We start from the raw sequence: 15,345 nt of genomic DNA, 5'->3' as shown, positions 1-15,345 counted from the left end.
GCGCCCATGGCGAACGGTCAGTGGTACCCCCCGGAGTGGCCGGACCGCATCCGCGCACTCGCGGCCGGCACCCTCACCCCGGTCACCCCGAAGCGCGCGGCCACCGTCATGCTCCTGAAGGACACCGGCACCGGCCCCGCCGTCCACATGCTGCGCAGACGCGCCTCCATGGCCTTCGCCGGAGGCGCGTACGCGTATCCGGGCGGTGGCGTCGACCCCCGGGACGACGACCACCAGGTCCGCTGGGCGGGCCCCACGCGCGCGTGGTGGGCGGACCGGCTCGGCGTCGACGAGACGGCGGCCCAGGCGATCGTCTGCGCGGCCGTACGGGAGACGTACGAGGAGGCGGGCGTGCTGCTCGCCGGCCCGGCGCCCGACTCGGTCGTCGGCGACACCACCGGCGCCGACTGGGAGGCCGACCGTGCCGCCCTGGTCGCCCGGGACCTGTCCTTCGCGGAGTTCCTGGACCGCCGCGGCCTGGTCCTGCGCTCCGACCTGCTCGGCGCCTGGACCCGCTGGATCACCCCGGAGTTCGAGGCCCGCCGTTACGACACCTTCTTCTTCGTGGCCGCCCTCCCCGAGGGACAGCGCACCCGCAACGCCTCCACGGAGGCCGACCGTACGGTGTGGATCGCGCCGGGCGAGGCGGCGGCCGGGTACGACAGGGGCGAGCTGCTGATGATGCCGCCGACCATCGCGACCCTGCGCCAGCTGACGGCGTACGAGAGCGCCGCCCAGGCGCTCGCGGCCGCCCCGGGGCGTGACCTCACGCCCGTCCTGGCCACCGCCCGCCTGGAGGACGGCGAGATCGTGCTCTCCTGGCCGGGCCACGACGAGTTCACCAAGCACATCCCGAACGCACCGACTGGTGGAGCCACCGCATGACGGACGCAGCAGCCCTTCCCGGCCAGCCTCGCGGCGGGGTCCTCTCGGGTCCCGCCACCGCGCGGGCCGTCAACGTCCTGGCCCCCAACCCGTCGGCGATGACCCTGGACGGCACGAACACCTGGATCCTCTCCGAGCCCGACTCGGACCTGGCGGTGGTGGTCGATCCGGGCCCGCTCGACGACGGGCACCTGCGCCATGTCGTCGCCACGGCCGAGCAGGCCGGCAAGCGGGTCGCCCTGACCCTGCTGACCCACGGTCACCCCGACCACGCGGCGGGCGCCGCCCGGTTCGCCGAACTGACCGGCACGCGCGTGCGCGCACTCGATCCGGCACTGCGGCTGGGCGACGAGGGCCTGGCCGCCGGGGACGTGATCACCACCGGCGGCCTGGAACTGAAGGTCGTCCCCACTCCCGGCCACACCGCCGACTCCCTCTGCTTCCATCTCCCCGCCGACCGGGCGGTCCTGACCGGCGACACGATCCTGGGCCGCGGTACGACGGTCGTGGCCCACCCCGACGGCCGGCTCGGCGACTACCTGGACTCCCTGCGGCGCCTCAGGTCCCTCACGGTCGACGACGGCGTCCACACGGTGCTCCCGGGCCACGGCCCGGTCCTGGAGGACGCCCAGGGCGCCGTGGAGTACTACCTCGCCCACCGCGCCCACCGCCTCGCCCAGGTGGAGACGGCCGTCGAGGACGGCTACCGGACCCCCGGGCAGGTCGTCGCCCACGTCTACGCCGACGTCGACCGCTCCCTGTGGCCGGCGGCGGAACTGTCGGTACGGGCGCAGTTGGACTACCTGGAGGAGCACGGGCTCATCTAGGGCCCTTCATGGACGCGGCGCCTTGACGCCGTGCACGCGCGCGTACTCCCCGGCGAGCCAGGGCCCGAGATCGTCGACGTACGACACGAGCACGGCGGCGTCACCCGTCGGCTCCCGGCCGAGGACGGCGGCGGTCAGCATCTGCTCGGCGCGCCGCGGGTAGTACCGGGCGAACGCCTCGGCCATCTCCCGCAGGTCGCTGGTCCAGCCGTTCCAGCGAGGCATGACGAGCGTGAAGCCCGTGCGCACGAGGCGGCGGGACATGAAGCGGACGAGCGGACGGCGGGCCTCTTCCGTGCCGCCCTCCTCGGCGATCCGCCGGCGCCAGCGCGGCAGGAGCAGGGCCAGATCACCGTTGGTCTCGCGGGCCAGCAGCGAGTCGGGGCGGTAACGCGGCAGGTACGCGGCCAGGTCCTCGCCCAGCAAAGGGGTGCACAGGCAGGCGACGAACCACCCCAGGTCGTACCGCTCCAGGTCGCTCAGCAGCCTCGCCCGGCTGAACAGCAGCGTCCCGTGCCCGTCGAGTTGCCCGAACTCCCTGTTCAGCGCCGCACCGAGGGCACGGGCCTCCGCCCGGTCCGTGTCGGTCGGCTCCTCGCGCAGGGCGAGCAGCAGGTCGAGGTCACTGCGCCCCACACGCGCGGTGCCGCGCGGGATCGACCCGTAGAGGTACGCGCTGTGCAGCCGCGCCCCGAACACGTCGGTCAGCCGCTCCCCGGTCGCGGCGACGACCGGACGGAAGGCGTCGGGCACGCGCGCGAGGGAGCCCTCCCGGGCGATGAAGCCCTGGGCGTCGAGTCCCGGGCGGCGAACGGTTCCGGCCATGCGGTCACTGTGCCGTGAAGGGGGAGGCCGGCGCGGCTGGTTTTCGTGCCGCGGACGACGTCGGGCCCCGTCCCGCGAGGAGACAGGGCCCGATGCCGTACGGCCAGGGGTGTGTGCGCGTCAGCGCGAGCGCTTGGCGAGGCGTTCCACGTCCAGGAGGATCACCGCGCGGGCCTCCAGGCGCAGCCAGCCGCGCTGGGCGAAGTCCGCCAGTGCCTTGTTGACCGTCTCGCGGGACGCGCCGACCAGCTGGGCCAGCTCCTCCTGCGTGAGGTCGTGGACGACGTGGATGCCCTCCTCGGACTGCACGCCGAACCGGCGGGACAGGTCCAGCAGGGCGCGGGCGACACGGCCCGGGACGTCCGAGAAGACGAGGTCGGACATCGCGTCGTTGGTCTTGCGCAGCCGGCGCGCGACGGCGCGCAGGAGCGCCGTGGCCACCTCGGGGCGGGCGTTCAGCCAGGGCTGGAGGTCGCCGTGGCCGAGGCCGAGCAGCTTGACCTCGGTCAGCGCCGTGGCGGTCGCGGTGCGCGGGCCCGGGTCGAACAGCGACAACTCGCCGATGAGCTCGCCGGGGCCGACCACGGCCAGCATGTTCTCGCGGCCGTCGGGGGACGTGCGGTGGAGCTTGACCTTGCCCTCCGTGACCACGTAAAGGCGGTCGCCGGGGTCACCTTCGTGGAACAGCGAGTCACCGCGCGCGAGGGTCACCTCACTCATGGAGGCGCGGAGTTCCGCGGCCTGCTCGTCGTCGAGCGCCGCGAAGAGCGGATTGCGCCGCAGAACGTCGTCCACGAGTTCTCTCCTTGTCGACCTGCTCAGGGGCTGTTGCCCCCGCGTACCAAGGCACCGTGGTGCCCATTTTGCCGGACGGTCCAAACAGTGTGATCTGTCACAAGGATGCCGCACACGTGTCCCGGGGTACGCGGCAGGGGTCCAATTGGGCGCCGATCTTCGGGGTCCGGGGCGGATGTCGGTGCCGGGCCTTAGGCTGGCCGGGTGTCCAAATCGCCGGTGAGAGCACAGGCCGAGGGGGCTACGCGGGTGGTTGTACGTCGCGATTCCGCCGTGGGCGAACAGAGCCCCGATGGCGGTAGGAAAACGGCGAAAGCGACAGGGGAGGCGGCGCCTTCCGGGAAGTCGGCGCCGGCGAAGAGGGCGCTTGCCAGGAAGGCCGGGGCCGCGAGTGAGCAGGCATCTGCGATGCAGGCCGCGGCTGTGAAGAAGGCCGCGTCTGCGAAGAAGGCCGCGTCTGCCAAGAAGGCCGCGTCTGCCAAGAAGGCCGCGTCAGTGAAGAAGGCTGCGTCAGTGAAGAAGGCTGCGTCAGTGAAGAAGGCCGCGTCTGGCAAGAAGACCGCGTCTGCGAAGAAGGCCGCGCCGGCGAATAAGGCCCCCGCCGCCAAGAAGGTCACCGTCGCCCCCAAGAAGGCCACGGCCCGCATCAAGGGCACCGCCCCGGCCAGGACCGTCGTCCACCCGCCGAGCGGCGAGTCGCGTACCGCCCTCGTCCGCCGGGCCCGCCGTATCAACCGCGAGCTCGCCGAGGTCTACCCGTACGCCCACCCCGAGCTGGACTTCACCAACCCCTTCCAGTTGGTGGTCGCCACGGTCCTGTCCGCCCAGACGACCGACCTGCGCGTCAACCAGACGACCCCCGCCCTCTTCGCCAAGTACCCCACCCCCGAGGACCTGGCCGCCGCCAACCCGGAAGAGGTGGAGGAGATCCTCCGCCCGTGCGGCTTCTTCCGGGCCAAGACCAAGTCGGTCATAGGGCTGTCCAAGGCGCTCGTGGCGGACTTCGGCGGGGAGGTCCCCGGCCGGCTGGAAGACCTGGTCAAGCTGCCCGGCGTCGGCCGCAAGACCGCGTTCGTCGTGCTCGGGAACGCCTTCGGCCGGCCCGGCATCACCGTGGACACGCACTTCCAGCGCCTGGTGCGCCGCTGGCAGTGGACCGCCGAGACGGACCCGGACAAGATCGAGGCCGCGGTCGGCGCGCTGTTCCCGAAGAGCGACTGGACGGACCTCTCGCACCACGTGATCTGGCACGGCCGCCGGATCTGCCACGCCCGCAAGCCCGCGTGCGGCGCCTGCCCGATCGCCCCGCTCTGCCCGGCGTACGGCGAGGGCGAGACCGACCCGGAGAAGGCCGGGAAGCTGCTCAAGTACGAGAAGGGCGGCTTCCCCGGCCAGCGTCTGAACCCCCCGCAGGCCTACCTGGACGCGGGCGGCAAACCGGCGCCGCCGCTGGGGGCCGGATGAGCTGCCCCACGAACCCCTCGATCAGGGGATCGCGGCCGTTCACGGAACGATCTCGGGGCCGCCGGGCGTTGGAAGCGGCAGGACGACGGGGGTGGCGATGACGCGGGCGAGCGACACACAGGGCGGGCCGGTGACGGTGAGCAAGGAGGGCCTGCCCGGCTGGCTGGACCCGGTGGTGCACGCCGTGGAGACGGTCCGGCCGCGGCAGCTGAGCCGCTTCCTGCCGCCGGAGGACGGTGCCGGGCGGCAGTCCGCCGTGCTGGTCCTCTTCGGTGAGGGCGAGCGCGGGCCGGAGCTGCTGCTCATGGAGCGCGCCCACTCCCTGCGCTCGCACGCCGGCCAGCCCTCCTTCCCCGGCGGCGCCCTCGACCCGGAGGACGGCGACCCGCGCGGCGACGGCCCGCTGCGGGCGGCCCTGCGCGAGGCGGAGGAGGAGACCGGCCTCGATCCTTCCGGTGTCCAGCTCTTCGGCGTCCTGCCCCGGCTGTACATCCCGGTCAGCGGCTTCGTCGTCACCCCGGTGCTGGGCTGGTGGCGCGAGCCCAGCCCGGTCGGGGTCGTCGATCCGAACGAGACCGCCAGGGTCTTCACCGTCCCCGTGGCGGATCTCACGGATCCCGCCAACCGCGCCACCACCGTCCACCCCAGCGGCCACCGAGGTCCGGCATTTCTGGTCGAATCGGCACTTGTCTGGGGTTTCACGGCCGGAATCATCGACCGGCTGCTGCACTACTCGGGCTGGGAGCGGCCCTGGGACCGCGAGAAGCAGGTCCCGCTCGACTGGCGCGCATGACAGGGTGGCCTCCGTGAACGTGCTGGACATCTTGTTGCTGGTCGCCGCCGTGTGGTTCGCGGTCGTCGGGTACCGCCAGGGATTCGTCGTCGGCATCCTGTCGGTGATCGGCTTCCTGGGCGGTGGTCTCGTCGCCGTCTACGCGCTGCCCGTCATCTGGGACGCGATCACGGACAACGCGGAGGTGAACACGACCGCGGCCGTCGTCGCGGTCGTCGTCGTCATCGTCTGCGCCTCCGTCGGCCAGGCCCTCACCACCCACCTCGGCAACAAGCTGCGCCGGCACATCACCTGGTCCCCGGCCCGGGCCCTGGACGCCACCGGCGGCGCGCTCGTCAACGTCGTGGCGATGCTCCTGGTCGCCTGGCTGATCGGTTCGGCCCTCGCGGGCACCACGCTGCCGACGCTCGGCAAGGAGGTCCGCAACTCCAAGGTGCTGCTCGGCGTCTCCCAGGCGCTGCCGGACCAAGCCGCCACCTGGTTCGCGGACTTCTCCTCGGTCCTCGCGCAGAACGGCTTCCCGCAGGTCTTCAGCCCGTTCGCGAACGAGCCGATCACCGACGTCCAGCCCCCGGACCCGGCGCTGGCGAACAGCCCGGTGGCCACCCGCGCCCAGCGCTCCATCGTCAAGGTCATGGGCACGGCCCCGAGCTGCGGCAAGGTCCTGGAGGGCACCGGCTTCGTCTTCGACGACCGCCGCGTGATGACCAACGCGCACGTGGTGGGCGGCGTCGACGAGCCGACCGTGCAGATAGGCGGCGAGGGCAAGAAGTACGACGCCACGGTCGTGCTCTACGACTGGCGGCGCGACATCGCCGTACTGGACGTGCCGGACCTCGAGGCGCCCGCGCTGCGGTTCACCACCGAGGACGCGGGCAGCGGCGACGGCGCGATCGTCGCGGGCTTCCCGGAGAACGGGGCGTACGACGTACGTGCCGCACGCGTACGTGGCCGCATCACGGCCAACGGCCCGGACATCTACCACCGCGGCACGGTCCGCCGCGACGTCTACTCCCTCTACGCGACCGTCCGCCAGGGCAACTCCGGCGGCCCGCTGCTCACACCCGACGGCAGGGTCTACGGCGTCGTCTTCGCCAAGTCCCTCGACGACGCCGAGACGGGTTACGCGCTGACCGTGGACGAGATCCAGGAGGACATCACCAAGGGGCGCACCGCCAACCAGCAGGTGGGCAGCGACAGCTGCGCGCTCTAGGAGTGCTGGAGCGGGGCAGCCGGCGGGTCACTCACGCGGGTGGCGCCTCAGTCGCGAGTGTGGCGCAGACGTACGGTGACCCAGCGGGCCCGGCGGCGGAGGATACGCGGGATCCCGACCCTGGGGTCCGCGGTCGCCATCTGCGGTGCGCCGCTTCGCTGGTGGGGGTTCGCACCGCCCGCCGAGCGGCGATTGCGGCTTGCGTCACTGTAGTCGTGCGTCCAGCCCATACCCCGACGTGTGCCCCCACCCCATGGTCGATAACCGCCCCCGGGGCGTCCAATTGGCCTATGCGCCAGGCAATTGGCCGTTCGTAGCACAAGCGTTCACGAGCGGATACCGGTCGCGGTCACCCGGTCACCGATCGGGTTCGGGATCCTTCAGCCAGTTGATGAGTTCCGAGGAGAACGCGACCGGGTCCTCCTCGTGCGGGAAGTGCCCGAGGCCGTCGAACAGGCGCCAGCGGTACGGGGCTTCGACGTACTCGCCGGACCCGGCCGCGCTGCGCGTGCGCATCACGGGGTCGAGCGAGCCGTGCAGATGGAGCGTCGGCACGCGCACGGGCCGCTTCATCCGGCGGTTGAACTGGATGCCGTCCGGGCGGGCCAGGGAGCGCACCATCCAGCGGTACGGCTCGACCGCGCAGTGCGCGGCGGAGGGGATGCACATGGCCCGGCGGTAGATCTCCAGCGCCTCCTCCTCCGGCGGGCGGGGCCCGGACCAGTCCTGGATCAGCTCGGCCACCAGCGCCCCGTCGTCGGCGGTGAGCTGCCGCTCCGGGATCCAGGGCCGCTGGAACCCCCAGATGTGTGAACCGGCGCGGGTCTGCTTGACGTCCCGCAGCATGGCCGAGCGCCAGCGCCGCGGATGTGGCATGGACGCGACGGCCAGCCGCCGCACCAGCTTGGGGCGCATCGCGGCGGCCGTCCACGCGAGGTACCCGCCCAGGTCGTGGCCGACCAGCGCGGCGTCGGGCTCGCCGAGGGAGCGGATGACGCCGGTGACGTCGAGCGCGAGGTTGGCGGGGTCGTAACCGCGCGGCGTGCGGTCGCTGCCTCCGACGCCCCGCAGGTCCATGGCGACGGCCCGGAAGCCCGCGTCGGCGAGCGTCACCAGCTGGTGCCGCCAGGTCCACCAGAACTGCGGGAAGCCGTGCAGGAGCAGGACCAGCGGCCCGTCGCCCAGCTCGGCGATGTGGAAGCGGGCGCCGTTGGCGGCGACGTCGCGGTGGCTCCAGGGGCCGTCCAGCCGCACGGCCGAAGCCGGTGGTGCCGAAGGTGTGGCGGGATCGGTCATGACGACGAGCGTGCCACAGCCTCGATGGCCTCGGGGACCCGGTCCTGCGCGAGCTCCGGACGCGGGTGCGGCTTGGCCTTCTGCAGGACGCCCGCGGTCTCCTTCATCGAGGCGGCGACCTTCTGCGGGCCCTTGCTCTTCTTGGCCTTCTTCGCGAAGACCACGCCGATCAGCGCGAGCACGACCGCGACCAGCACGTTCGCCGCGAAGGACAGCAGGAAGCAGATCGCGAGGTTCCAGTCGCTCCAGGTGCGGATGCCGTACGCCAGCGCGAAGTTCAGCATCGGCAGGGAGAACAGCAGTACCGCCCCCGCCATCGAGAAGGCGCCGCCGCTGGTCGCGCCGCGCTTCACGTCCTGCTTGAGCTGCGCCTTCGCCAGCGCGATCTCGTCGTGCACCAGCGCCGACATTTCCGCCGTCGCCGAGGCGAACAGCTGGCCGATGGTGCGTTCGGCGCCGACCGGGCTGCCGTCGGGTGCGCTCATCGCGGTCTCCCTCTTCTGCGTACGGTCCGATTTTCGCGTCTTTGCCCGACCGGCCGCAGTCGTCCGACTGCGTAGGGCCTGACTGCGTACGGTCCCGTCTTTTGTACCGTCCCGTCAGATCATGCCGGACGGTGGTGGTCATCGCCTGCCCCGCCCGGTACTTCGGCAAGCCCGTGGCGCGCGGCTGCCTTCTCCTGGGCGATCCGGCGGTGTTCGGCGGCCTTGCGTTCGTAGACGCCGGCCAGCCGCAGGTGGTACGCCGGGTCGTCCTCCTCGTAGATGTCCGGGATGCCGTCGCGGTCCTCGTCGCGCTCCTCCGCCTCCCACAGGCGCCGGTACTTGGCGTTCCGCAGCTTCAGCAGCACGGTCGCCAGCGTCGCGGCGATGAGCGAGCCCACCAGCACGGAGACCTTGACCGCGCCGGTCATCGTCTGGTCGCCCTCGAAGGCGAGTTCGCCGATGAGCAGCGAGACCGTGAAGCCGATGCCGGCGAGACTCGCCACCGCGAACACGTCCGCCCAGGCGAGATCGTCGCTGAGCGAGGCCCGGGTGAAACGGGCCGCCAGCCACGTCCCGACGAAGATGCCGAGCGTCTTGCCGACGACGAGTCCGAGGACCACGCCGAGGGTCTCCGGCGTGGTGAACACGTCGACGAGCGCGCCGCCGGACACGGAGACACCCGCGCTGAACAGCGCGAACAGCGGTACGGCCAGCCCTGCCGACAGGGGCCGTACGAGGTGCTCGATGTGTTCGCCGGGGGAGTGGTTCTCGCCCTCGTGGCGGTGGCAGCGCAGCATGAGGCCCATGGCGACACCGGCGATGGTGGCGTGGATGCCGCTGTTGTACATCAGCGCCCAGACGACCAGCGCGAGCGGCACGTACACGTACCAGCCGCTTACGCCCTTGCGCAGCAGCAGCCAGAAGAGGACCAGACCCGCGACGGCGCCGCCGAGCGCGGCGAAGTTCAGGTCGTCGGTGAAGAACACCGCGATGATCAGGATCGCGAAGAGGTCGTCGACGACGGCGAGCGTGAGCAGGAAGGCCCGCAGCGCGCTCGGCAGGGAGGTGCCGATGACCGCGAGCACGGCGAGCGCGAAGGCGATGTCGGTGGCGGTGGGCACGGCCCAGCCGGCCAGGGAACCGCCGCCGGTGGCGTTGGTGAGGACGTAGACGAGCGCCGGTACGGCCATCCCGCACAGCGCGGCGACGACCGGCAGCGCGGCGGCCTTGGGATCGCGCAGGTCGCCCGCGACGAGCTCGCGCTTGAGCTCGATGCCCGCGACGAAGAAGAAGACCGCGAGCAGCCCGTCGGCGGCCCAGTGCGCGACCGAGAGATCCAGGCCGAGGGCGGCGGGGCCGAAGTGGAAGTGGGAGACGCTCTCATAGCTGTCGTGCAGCGCGGGGATGTTCGCCCACAGCAGCGCGGTGACCGCGGCGGCGAGCAGCAGCACACCACCGACGGTCTCGGTGCGCAGCGCGTCCGCCACGTAGGTCCGCTCGGGGAGGGAGAGCCGGCCGAGGACCTTGCGGGGGGTGGAGGGGCGGGGCGCGGTCACGTGGGAGACCTCCGGTCGGTGGGCAGGGCTGAACACATGCCGACCAGACTTCCCGGCGCACCATGAAGCAGTTGTTTTTCTTAGCTAGGTGAACATCCTAGGTAGACATGGGGGTCGAACGCACCCGGTGATCTGGGGGCCGAACGCACCCGGTGATCGCCACCGGAGTGCCGAGGGGGCACTCGGCGTGCCGATCACCGGGTGCCCCTTCGTCCGCTGCGCCATGCCTGTGCGGTGATCAGTCCTCGCTGGGCGCGGCCGGGAGCTTGGCCTGGATCAGGTCCATGACCGTGGAGTCGGTCAGCGTGGTGACGTCACCGAGCTGGCGGTTCTCGGCGACGTCCCGCAGCAGACGCCGCATGATCTTGCCGGAGCGGGTCTTGGGCAGCTCGCCCACCGGCAGGATCCGCTTGGGCTTGGCGATCGGGCCGAGGGCGGTGCCGACGTGGGCGCGCAGCTCGTCGACCAGGGTCTCGGTCTCGGAGGCCGTGCCGCGCAGGATCACGAAGGCGACGATCGCCTGCCCGGTCGTCTCGTCCGCCGCGCCGACCACGGCCGCTTCGGCGACCGAGGGGTGGGAGACGAGCGCGGACTCGACCTCCGTGGTGGAGATGTTGTGCCCGGAGACGAGCATGACGTCGTCGACCCGGCCGAGCAGCCAGATGTCGCCGTCGTCGTCCTTCTTGGCACCGTCACCGGCGAAGTACTTGCCCTCGAAGCGCGACCAGTACGTGTCGATGAACCGCTGGTCGTCGCCCCAGATGGTGCGCAGCATCGACGGCCACGGCTCGGTCAGCACCAGGTAGCCGCCACCGCCGTTGGGCACCTCGTTGGCCTCGTCGTCGACGACCGTCGCGGAGATGCCGGGCAGCGGTGTCTGCGCGGAGCCGGGCTTCGTCGCGGTCACGCCCGGCAGCGGGGTGATCATCATCGAGCCGGTCTCGGTCTGCCACCAGGTGTCGACGACCGGGGTGCGGTCGCCGCCGATGTTCTTGCGGTACCAGATCCACGCCTCGGGGTTGATCGGCTCGCCCACCGAGCCCAGCACCCGCAGGCTGGACAGGTCGAACTTGGCGGGGATGTCGTCGCCCCACTTCATGAACGTACGGATCGCGGTCGGCGCGGTGTAGAGGATCGTCACGCCGTACTTCTGCACGATCTCCCAGAAGCGGCCCTGGTGCGGGGTGTCGGGCGTGCCCTCGTACATGACCTGGGTCGCGCCGTTCGCGAGCGGGCCGTAGACGATGTACGAGTGGCCGGTGACCCAGCCGACGTCGGCGGTGCACCAGTACACGTCCGTCTCCGGCTTGAGGTCGAAGACGGCGTGGTGGGTGTAGGCGGTCTGGGTGAGGTAGCCGCCGGAGGTGTGCAGGATGCCCTTCGGCTTACCCGTGGTGCCCGAGGTGTAGAGGATGAACAGCGGGTGCTCGGCGTTGAACGCCTGCGGGGTGTGCTCGGCGCTCTGCCGCTGCACGATGTCGTGCCACCACACGTCGCGGCCCTCGGTGAAGGCGACCTCCTGGCCCGTGCGGCGCACGACCAGGACGTGCTCCACGTTGCCCGCCTTCTCGACGGCCTCGTCCACGGCGGGCTTCAGAGCGGACGGCTTGCCGCGCCGGTAGCCGCCGTCGGAGGTGATGACCACGCGCGCGTCGGCGTCCTGGATGCGGGTGGCGAGCGCGTCGGAGGAGAAACCGCCGAAGACGACGGAGTGCGCGGCGCCGATGCGGGCGCAGGCCAGCATCGCGATCGCCGTCTCGGGGATCATCGGCATGTAGACGGCGACCCGGTCACCGGCCTGAACTCCCAGTTCCAGCAGGGCGTTGGCGGCCTTGGAGACCTCGTCCTTGAGCTCGGCGTAGGTGATGGCACGGCCGTCGCCGGGCTCGCCCTCGAAATGGATCGCGACACGGTCGCCGTGCCCGGCCTCCACATGCCGGTCGACGCAGTTGTAGGCGACGTTGAGCTCGCCGTCCTTGAACCACTTGGCGAACGGCGGGTTCGACCAGTCGAGGGTCTCGGTGGGCTCCTTGGCCCAGGTCAGCCGACGGGCCTGCTCGGCCCAGAAGCCGAGCCTGTCAGCCTTGGCCTGTTCATACGCCTCCGCGGTGACGTTGGCGTTCGCGGCCAGGTCGGCGGGGGGTGCGAACCTGCGCTCTTCCTTGAGCAGGTTGGCCAGGCTTTCGTTGCTCACGGCATCTGCCTTTCCCAGGGTGTCCGTTGTGTCCCAGGCCACAGCTCATCAGACCCGGGGGTGCGATGACAAGGGCCGACTGCCGATTGGTTTAGACCTGTCGGCCTGGGGTGTCGGCGGCCGGCGTCATCCGTACCCACGGACGCCGACCTGGGAAAGTTCAGCCTCTGTAACGCGCGTCACCCAGTGGGCGGGGCGGGACGCGCAGGCGCTGGGGGTGTGCGTCCCGCAGGCCGTCGGGACCGACGGGCCCCGTCGGGCCGTGTGGCCGGGGCCGTCCGGGCCGCACACCCGCGCACGTGCCGGGCGCACGCCACCACGGGCGCACGCTGTCACGCGCTCACGCTGTCACGCGTTCACGCCGTCAGGTCCGCTTCGCGTACGCGGTCGAAGACGACGCCGTCGTCCGTCTCGGTGAGCAGGTAGGCCTCGGCCTCGCCCACGTGGAAGTACATCCCGTGCAGCTCCAGGGTGCCCTCGTGGAGGGCCCGGGCCACCGAGTCGTGGGCGCGCAGATGTTCCAACTGCTGGACCACGTTGGTCAGGCAGAGCTGCTCGACCGCGTCCTCGGGCGCCCGCCCGGCCAGGCTGCCCCACGGCAGGCTGTCGTCGGCCATGCGCTCCATGCTCGGCAGCCCGTGCCGCAGCCACCGCCTCAGCGGGGTCTGGGCGCCACCGGGCTCGGAGCTGAGCAGCGCCTGCATGGCGCCACAGCCCGAGTGCCCGCACACCGTGATGGACCGCACCCGCAGCACGTCCACGGCGTACTCGATCGCGGCCGCCACCGAGTCGTCGCCGCTCTCCTCGCCCGGCCGTGGGACGAGGTTGCCCACGTTGCGCACGACGAACAGGTCGCCCGGACCACTGGAGGTGATCATCGATGTGACCAGTCGTGAGTCGGCGCAGGTCAGGAAGAGCTGCGACGGCCGCTGCCCCTCCCGCGCCAGCCGGGCCAGCTCACTGCGCACCAGGGGCGCGGTGTTGCGCTGGAACGCGCTGATGCCACGCACCAGTTCGTGCCCACTGGCTCCGCCGGTGCCTGTCGGGTCCGGCTCGGTGCGGTCCGTCCCGCCCCGGAAACTCCGGGCAGGGGAGGCGGACTGAGGGCGGTCGCACTGGTGGTTGCGCCAGGGCGTCCAGGGCCGGCAGCGGCAGCCGGTGACGGCCTGGGGCTCGGAGATGCGGGTGCCGGGGTGCCGGCCGGTGATCTCGACGGTGCCGCCCTGCGCGGTGTGCGTCTTCTGCCAGTCCTGCAACGTCTCGTACGCCGCGTGGTCCATGAACGACCCGTCCAGCTCGACGACGGTGTCGGCCCCGTGGGGTACGAGATGCAGGGCCCGGCTGAGCCGTGGCACCGCGAGGAACGTCAACTGCCCTCTGACGTGTACGTGATGGACTCCTTCCGTCTCTTCGTGCGTGATGCGGGTGCGGGTGAGGCGGTGCAGGGCGACGCCGACGGCCATGGCGATGCCCAGGGCCACGCCTTGGAGAACGCCGAGGGACACCACGCCCAGGGTCGTGACGGCGTAGACCCACACCTCTCGGTGGCGCGTCACCGTGCGGATGTGGTGCAGGGACACCATCTGGATGCCAACGGCCATCACCAGGGCGGCGAGCGAGGCGAGCGGGATGAGCTCCAGGATCGGGACCATCAGCAGCGCGGCGATCACTACGAGAACGCCGTGCAGCATCGTGGAGTTCCGGCTCACCGCGCCCGCGTGCACATTCGCCGAAGTCCGCACGGCCACGCCCGCGATGGGCAGTCCGCCGAGGGAACCGGAGACGATGTTCGCGGCGCCCTGGCCGAGCAGTTCGCGGTCGAGGTCGGAGCGCCGGACGCGGGCGGGCAGACCCGGGCGGCCGGCCACCAGCTTGTCCACGGCGACCGCGCCGAGCAGCGACTGCACGCTGCACACCAGCGTGGTGGTGAGCACCGCGGCGACGAGGCCGAGCACCGGCCCCTCGGGCAGTCCGGCCAGGGCGTGGTTGCTCCAGGACGGCAGGTCGACCTTGGGCAGGCGGAGCCCGACGAGGGCGGCGGCCGTGCTGGCTCCGGCGACGGCGACGAGCGCGGCCGGGACCTTGCGCAGCAGGCGCCCGGCCCGGCCGGGCAGTCTCGGCCAGAGCAGCAGCAGCGCCAGGGTCAGGGCGCTCACCGACACGGCCGCGAGGCCCATGTCCGCCAACTGGGCGGGCAGGGCGCGGAGGTTGTCCGGGACGGAACTCTGCGGTGTGCCGCCGAGCACGATGTGCAGCTGGGCGACGGCGATGGTGACGCCGATCCCGGCGAGCATGCCGTGCACGATGGCGGGGCTGACGGCGAGGGCGCCACGGGCCACGCGCAGGCAGCCCAGGCCGAGTTGGGCGAGGCCGGCGAGGACCGTGATGGCGCAGGTCGTCCGCCAGCCGTAGCGCTGGATGAGATCGGCGGTGACGACGGTGAGTCCGGCGGCCGGTCCGCTCACCTGGAGCGGGGAGCCGCCGAGCCGTCCGGCGACGAGTCCGCCCACGGCGGCGGCGACGAGGCCGGCTTGGAGCGGTGCGCCGGTGGCTAGGGCGATGCCCAAGGACAGCGGCAGGGCGATCAGGAAGACCGCGATCGAGGCCGACACGTCGGCACCCGCGATCCGGAAGCGGCGGGGGCCGCCCGGTGGCGGGCTGTGGGGTGGATGGGTGCGTTCGGTCCGGTTCGGATCGGCGGCACGGGTGGGGACGCAGGCTGACATGTTTTCCCGTCTCCTCCGGGGCTGCGCGGTCGCGTAACAGGGCTCTCCGCTCGGGGCGGAGGCCGGTCGCGGCCGTGGTCACGGTGTAAATCGGCGGGATGGTTCAACGCTCGGTAAACGGATCGTAATGCAGAGTAAAGGCCGAGCATAGACTTTACGGGCAAATGGGGGAATAAATCACCCCGAAGAGTGAAGTGGCCATGTGATCGGCTTGTCGTACTAATTCCTTCTCGGTCTCGTGCGAATTTGGCGGCGCTGTCCGCACCCGAGAGAAGGAAGAAGGTGG

At 71.6% G+C, this 15,345-nt stretch carries 13 protein-coding genes; 5 read left to right on the top strand and 8 right to left on the bottom strand.

Annotated elements, in window-relative coordinates:
- The first annotated feature begins 6 nt into the window (after positions 1-6).
- On the top strand, positions 7-885 hold the full coding sequence (locus ABFX81_RS07775; protein ID WP_086848403.1) for an NUDIX hydrolase: 879 nt from the start codon (positions 7-9) through the stop codon (positions 883-885).
- Complete coding sequence (locus ABFX81_RS07770; RefSeq protein WP_086848401.1) at positions 882-1,712, top strand: MBL fold metallo-hydrolase; 831 nt, start codon at positions 882-884, stop codon at positions 1,710-1,712. The genes ABFX81_RS07775 and ABFX81_RS07770 overlap by 4 nt, the downstream gene beginning before the upstream one ends.
- Positions 1,713-1,718: 6 nt before the next feature.
- On the opposite strand, the gene ABFX81_RS07765 is transcribed toward ABFX81_RS07770, so the two are convergent.
- Positions 1,719-2,537 (bottom strand): nucleotidyltransferase domain-containing protein, encoded by an 819-nt coding sequence (locus tag ABFX81_RS07765; protein WP_086848399.1) that lies wholly within the window; start codon positions 2,535-2,537, stop codon positions 1,719-1,721.
- Positions 2,538-2,657: 120 nt separating this feature from the next.
- Positions 2,658-3,332 (bottom strand): Crp/Fnr family transcriptional regulator, encoded by a 675-nt coding sequence (locus ABFX81_RS07760; RefSeq protein WP_010031945.1) that lies wholly within the window; start codon positions 3,330-3,332, stop codon positions 2,658-2,660.
- A 408-nt stretch (positions 3,333-3,740) separates the two neighbouring features.
- Here ABFX81_RS07760 and nth point away from each other — a divergent pair, with 408 nt between their 5' ends.
- The 3 genes from nth to ABFX81_RS07745 all read left to right on the top strand — a co-directional run bounded on the left by nth (position 3,741) and on the right by ABFX81_RS07745 (position 6,802).
- Positions 3,741-4,796 (top strand): endonuclease III, encoded by a 1,056-nt coding sequence (nth, locus tag ABFX81_RS07755; RefSeq protein WP_346137816.1) that lies wholly within the window; start codon positions 3,741-3,743, stop codon positions 4,794-4,796.
- A 97-nt stretch (positions 4,797-4,893) separates the two neighbouring features.
- A complete protein-coding gene (locus tag ABFX81_RS07750; protein WP_086603735.1) occupies positions 4,894-5,589 on the top strand; it encodes an NUDIX hydrolase in 696 nt (231 codons plus the stop codon).
- 13 nt (positions 5,590-5,602) lie between these two features.
- Positions 5,603-6,802 carry a MarP family serine protease gene (locus tag ABFX81_RS07745; RefSeq protein ID WP_086848407.1) on the top strand — a complete coding sequence of 400 codons (1,200 nt, stop codon included), beginning with the start codon at positions 5,603-5,605 and terminating at the stop codon, positions 6,800-6,802.
- 47 nt (positions 6,803-6,849) lie between these two features.
- On the opposite strand, the gene ABFX81_RS07740 is transcribed toward ABFX81_RS07745, so the two are convergent.
- From ABFX81_RS07740 to ABFX81_RS07715, 6 genes are all read right to left on the bottom strand, one after another.
- Positions 6,850-7,032: a hypothetical protein gene (locus tag ABFX81_RS07740; RefSeq protein WP_086848392.1), complete on the bottom strand. Its 183-nt coding sequence runs from the start codon at positions 7,030-7,032 to the stop codon at positions 6,850-6,852.
- 127 nt (positions 7,033-7,159) lie between these two features.
- Complete coding sequence (locus tag ABFX81_RS07735; protein WP_086848390.1) at positions 7,160-8,098, bottom strand: alpha/beta fold hydrolase; 939 nt, start codon at positions 8,096-8,098, stop codon at positions 7,160-7,162.
- Entirely contained in the window at positions 8,095-8,583 is a 489-nt protein-coding gene (locus ABFX81_RS07730; protein ID WP_020271817.1) for a phage holin family protein, read from the bottom strand. Before ABFX81_RS07730 ends, ABFX81_RS07735 begins: the two co-directional genes overlap by 4 nt.
- A 119-nt stretch (positions 8,584-8,702) precedes the next feature.
- Entirely contained in the window at positions 8,703-10,139 is a 1,437-nt protein-coding gene (nhaA, locus tag ABFX81_RS07725) for a Na+/H+ antiporter NhaA (protein ID WP_086848388.1), read from the bottom strand.
- A 238-nt stretch (positions 10,140-10,377) separates the two neighbouring features.
- On the bottom strand, positions 10,378-12,333 hold the full coding sequence (gene acs / locus ABFX81_RS07720; RefSeq protein WP_086848386.1) for an acetate--CoA ligase: 1,956 nt from the start codon (positions 12,331-12,333) through the stop codon (positions 10,378-10,380).
- A 356-nt stretch (positions 12,334-12,689) separates the two neighbouring features.
- Complete coding sequence (locus ABFX81_RS07715; RefSeq protein ID WP_086848384.1) at positions 12,690-15,059, bottom strand: SulP family inorganic anion transporter; 2,370 nt, start codon at positions 15,057-15,059, stop codon at positions 12,690-12,692.
- Positions 15,060-15,345: the final 286 nt, after the last annotated feature.

The sequence above is a fragment of the Streptomyces coeruleofuscus genome (assembly GCF_039532725.1).
Classification (GTDB): Bacteria; Actinomycetota; Actinomycetes; order Streptomycetales; family Streptomycetaceae; genus Streptomyces; species Streptomyces coeruleofuscus.
This window is presented reverse-complemented; position numbering and strand designations above follow the sequence as displayed.

Bases quoted from the DNA above. Each gene is read 5' to 3' on its own strand.
- ABFX81_RS07770 (WP_086848401.1), top strand. From the start codon at position 882: ATGACGGACGCAGCAGCCCTTCCCGGCCAGCCTCGCGGCGGGGTCCTC.
- ABFX81_RS07740 (WP_086848392.1), bottom strand. From the start codon at position 7,032: ATGGGCTGGACGCACGACTACAGTGACGCAAGCCGCAATCGCCGCTCG.
- ABFX81_RS07715 (WP_086848384.1), bottom strand. From the start codon at position 15,059: ATGTCAGCCTGCGTCCCCACCCGTGCCGCCGATCCGAACCGGACCGAA.
- ABFX81_RS07730 (WP_020271817.1), bottom strand. From the start codon at position 8,583: ATGAGCGCACCCGACGGCAGCCCGGTCGGCGCCGAACGCACCATCGGC.
- ABFX81_RS07765 (WP_086848399.1), bottom strand. From the start codon at position 2,537: ATGGCCGGAACCGTTCGCCGCCCGGGACTCGACGCCCAGGGCTTCATC.
- ABFX81_RS07750 (WP_086603735.1), top strand. From the start codon at position 4,894: ATGACGCGGGCGAGCGACACACAGGGCGGGCCGGTGACGGTGAGCAAG.
- nth (WP_346137816.1), top strand. From the start codon at position 3,741: ATGCAGGCCGCGGCTGTGAAGAAGGCCGCGTCTGCGAAGAAGGCCGCG.
- ABFX81_RS07775 (WP_086848403.1), top strand. From the start codon at position 7: ATGGCGAACGGTCAGTGGTACCCCCCGGAGTGGCCGGACCGCATCCGC.
- ABFX81_RS07735 (WP_086848390.1), bottom strand. From the start codon at position 8,098: ATGACCGATCCCGCCACACCTTCGGCACCACCGGCTTCGGCCGTGCGG.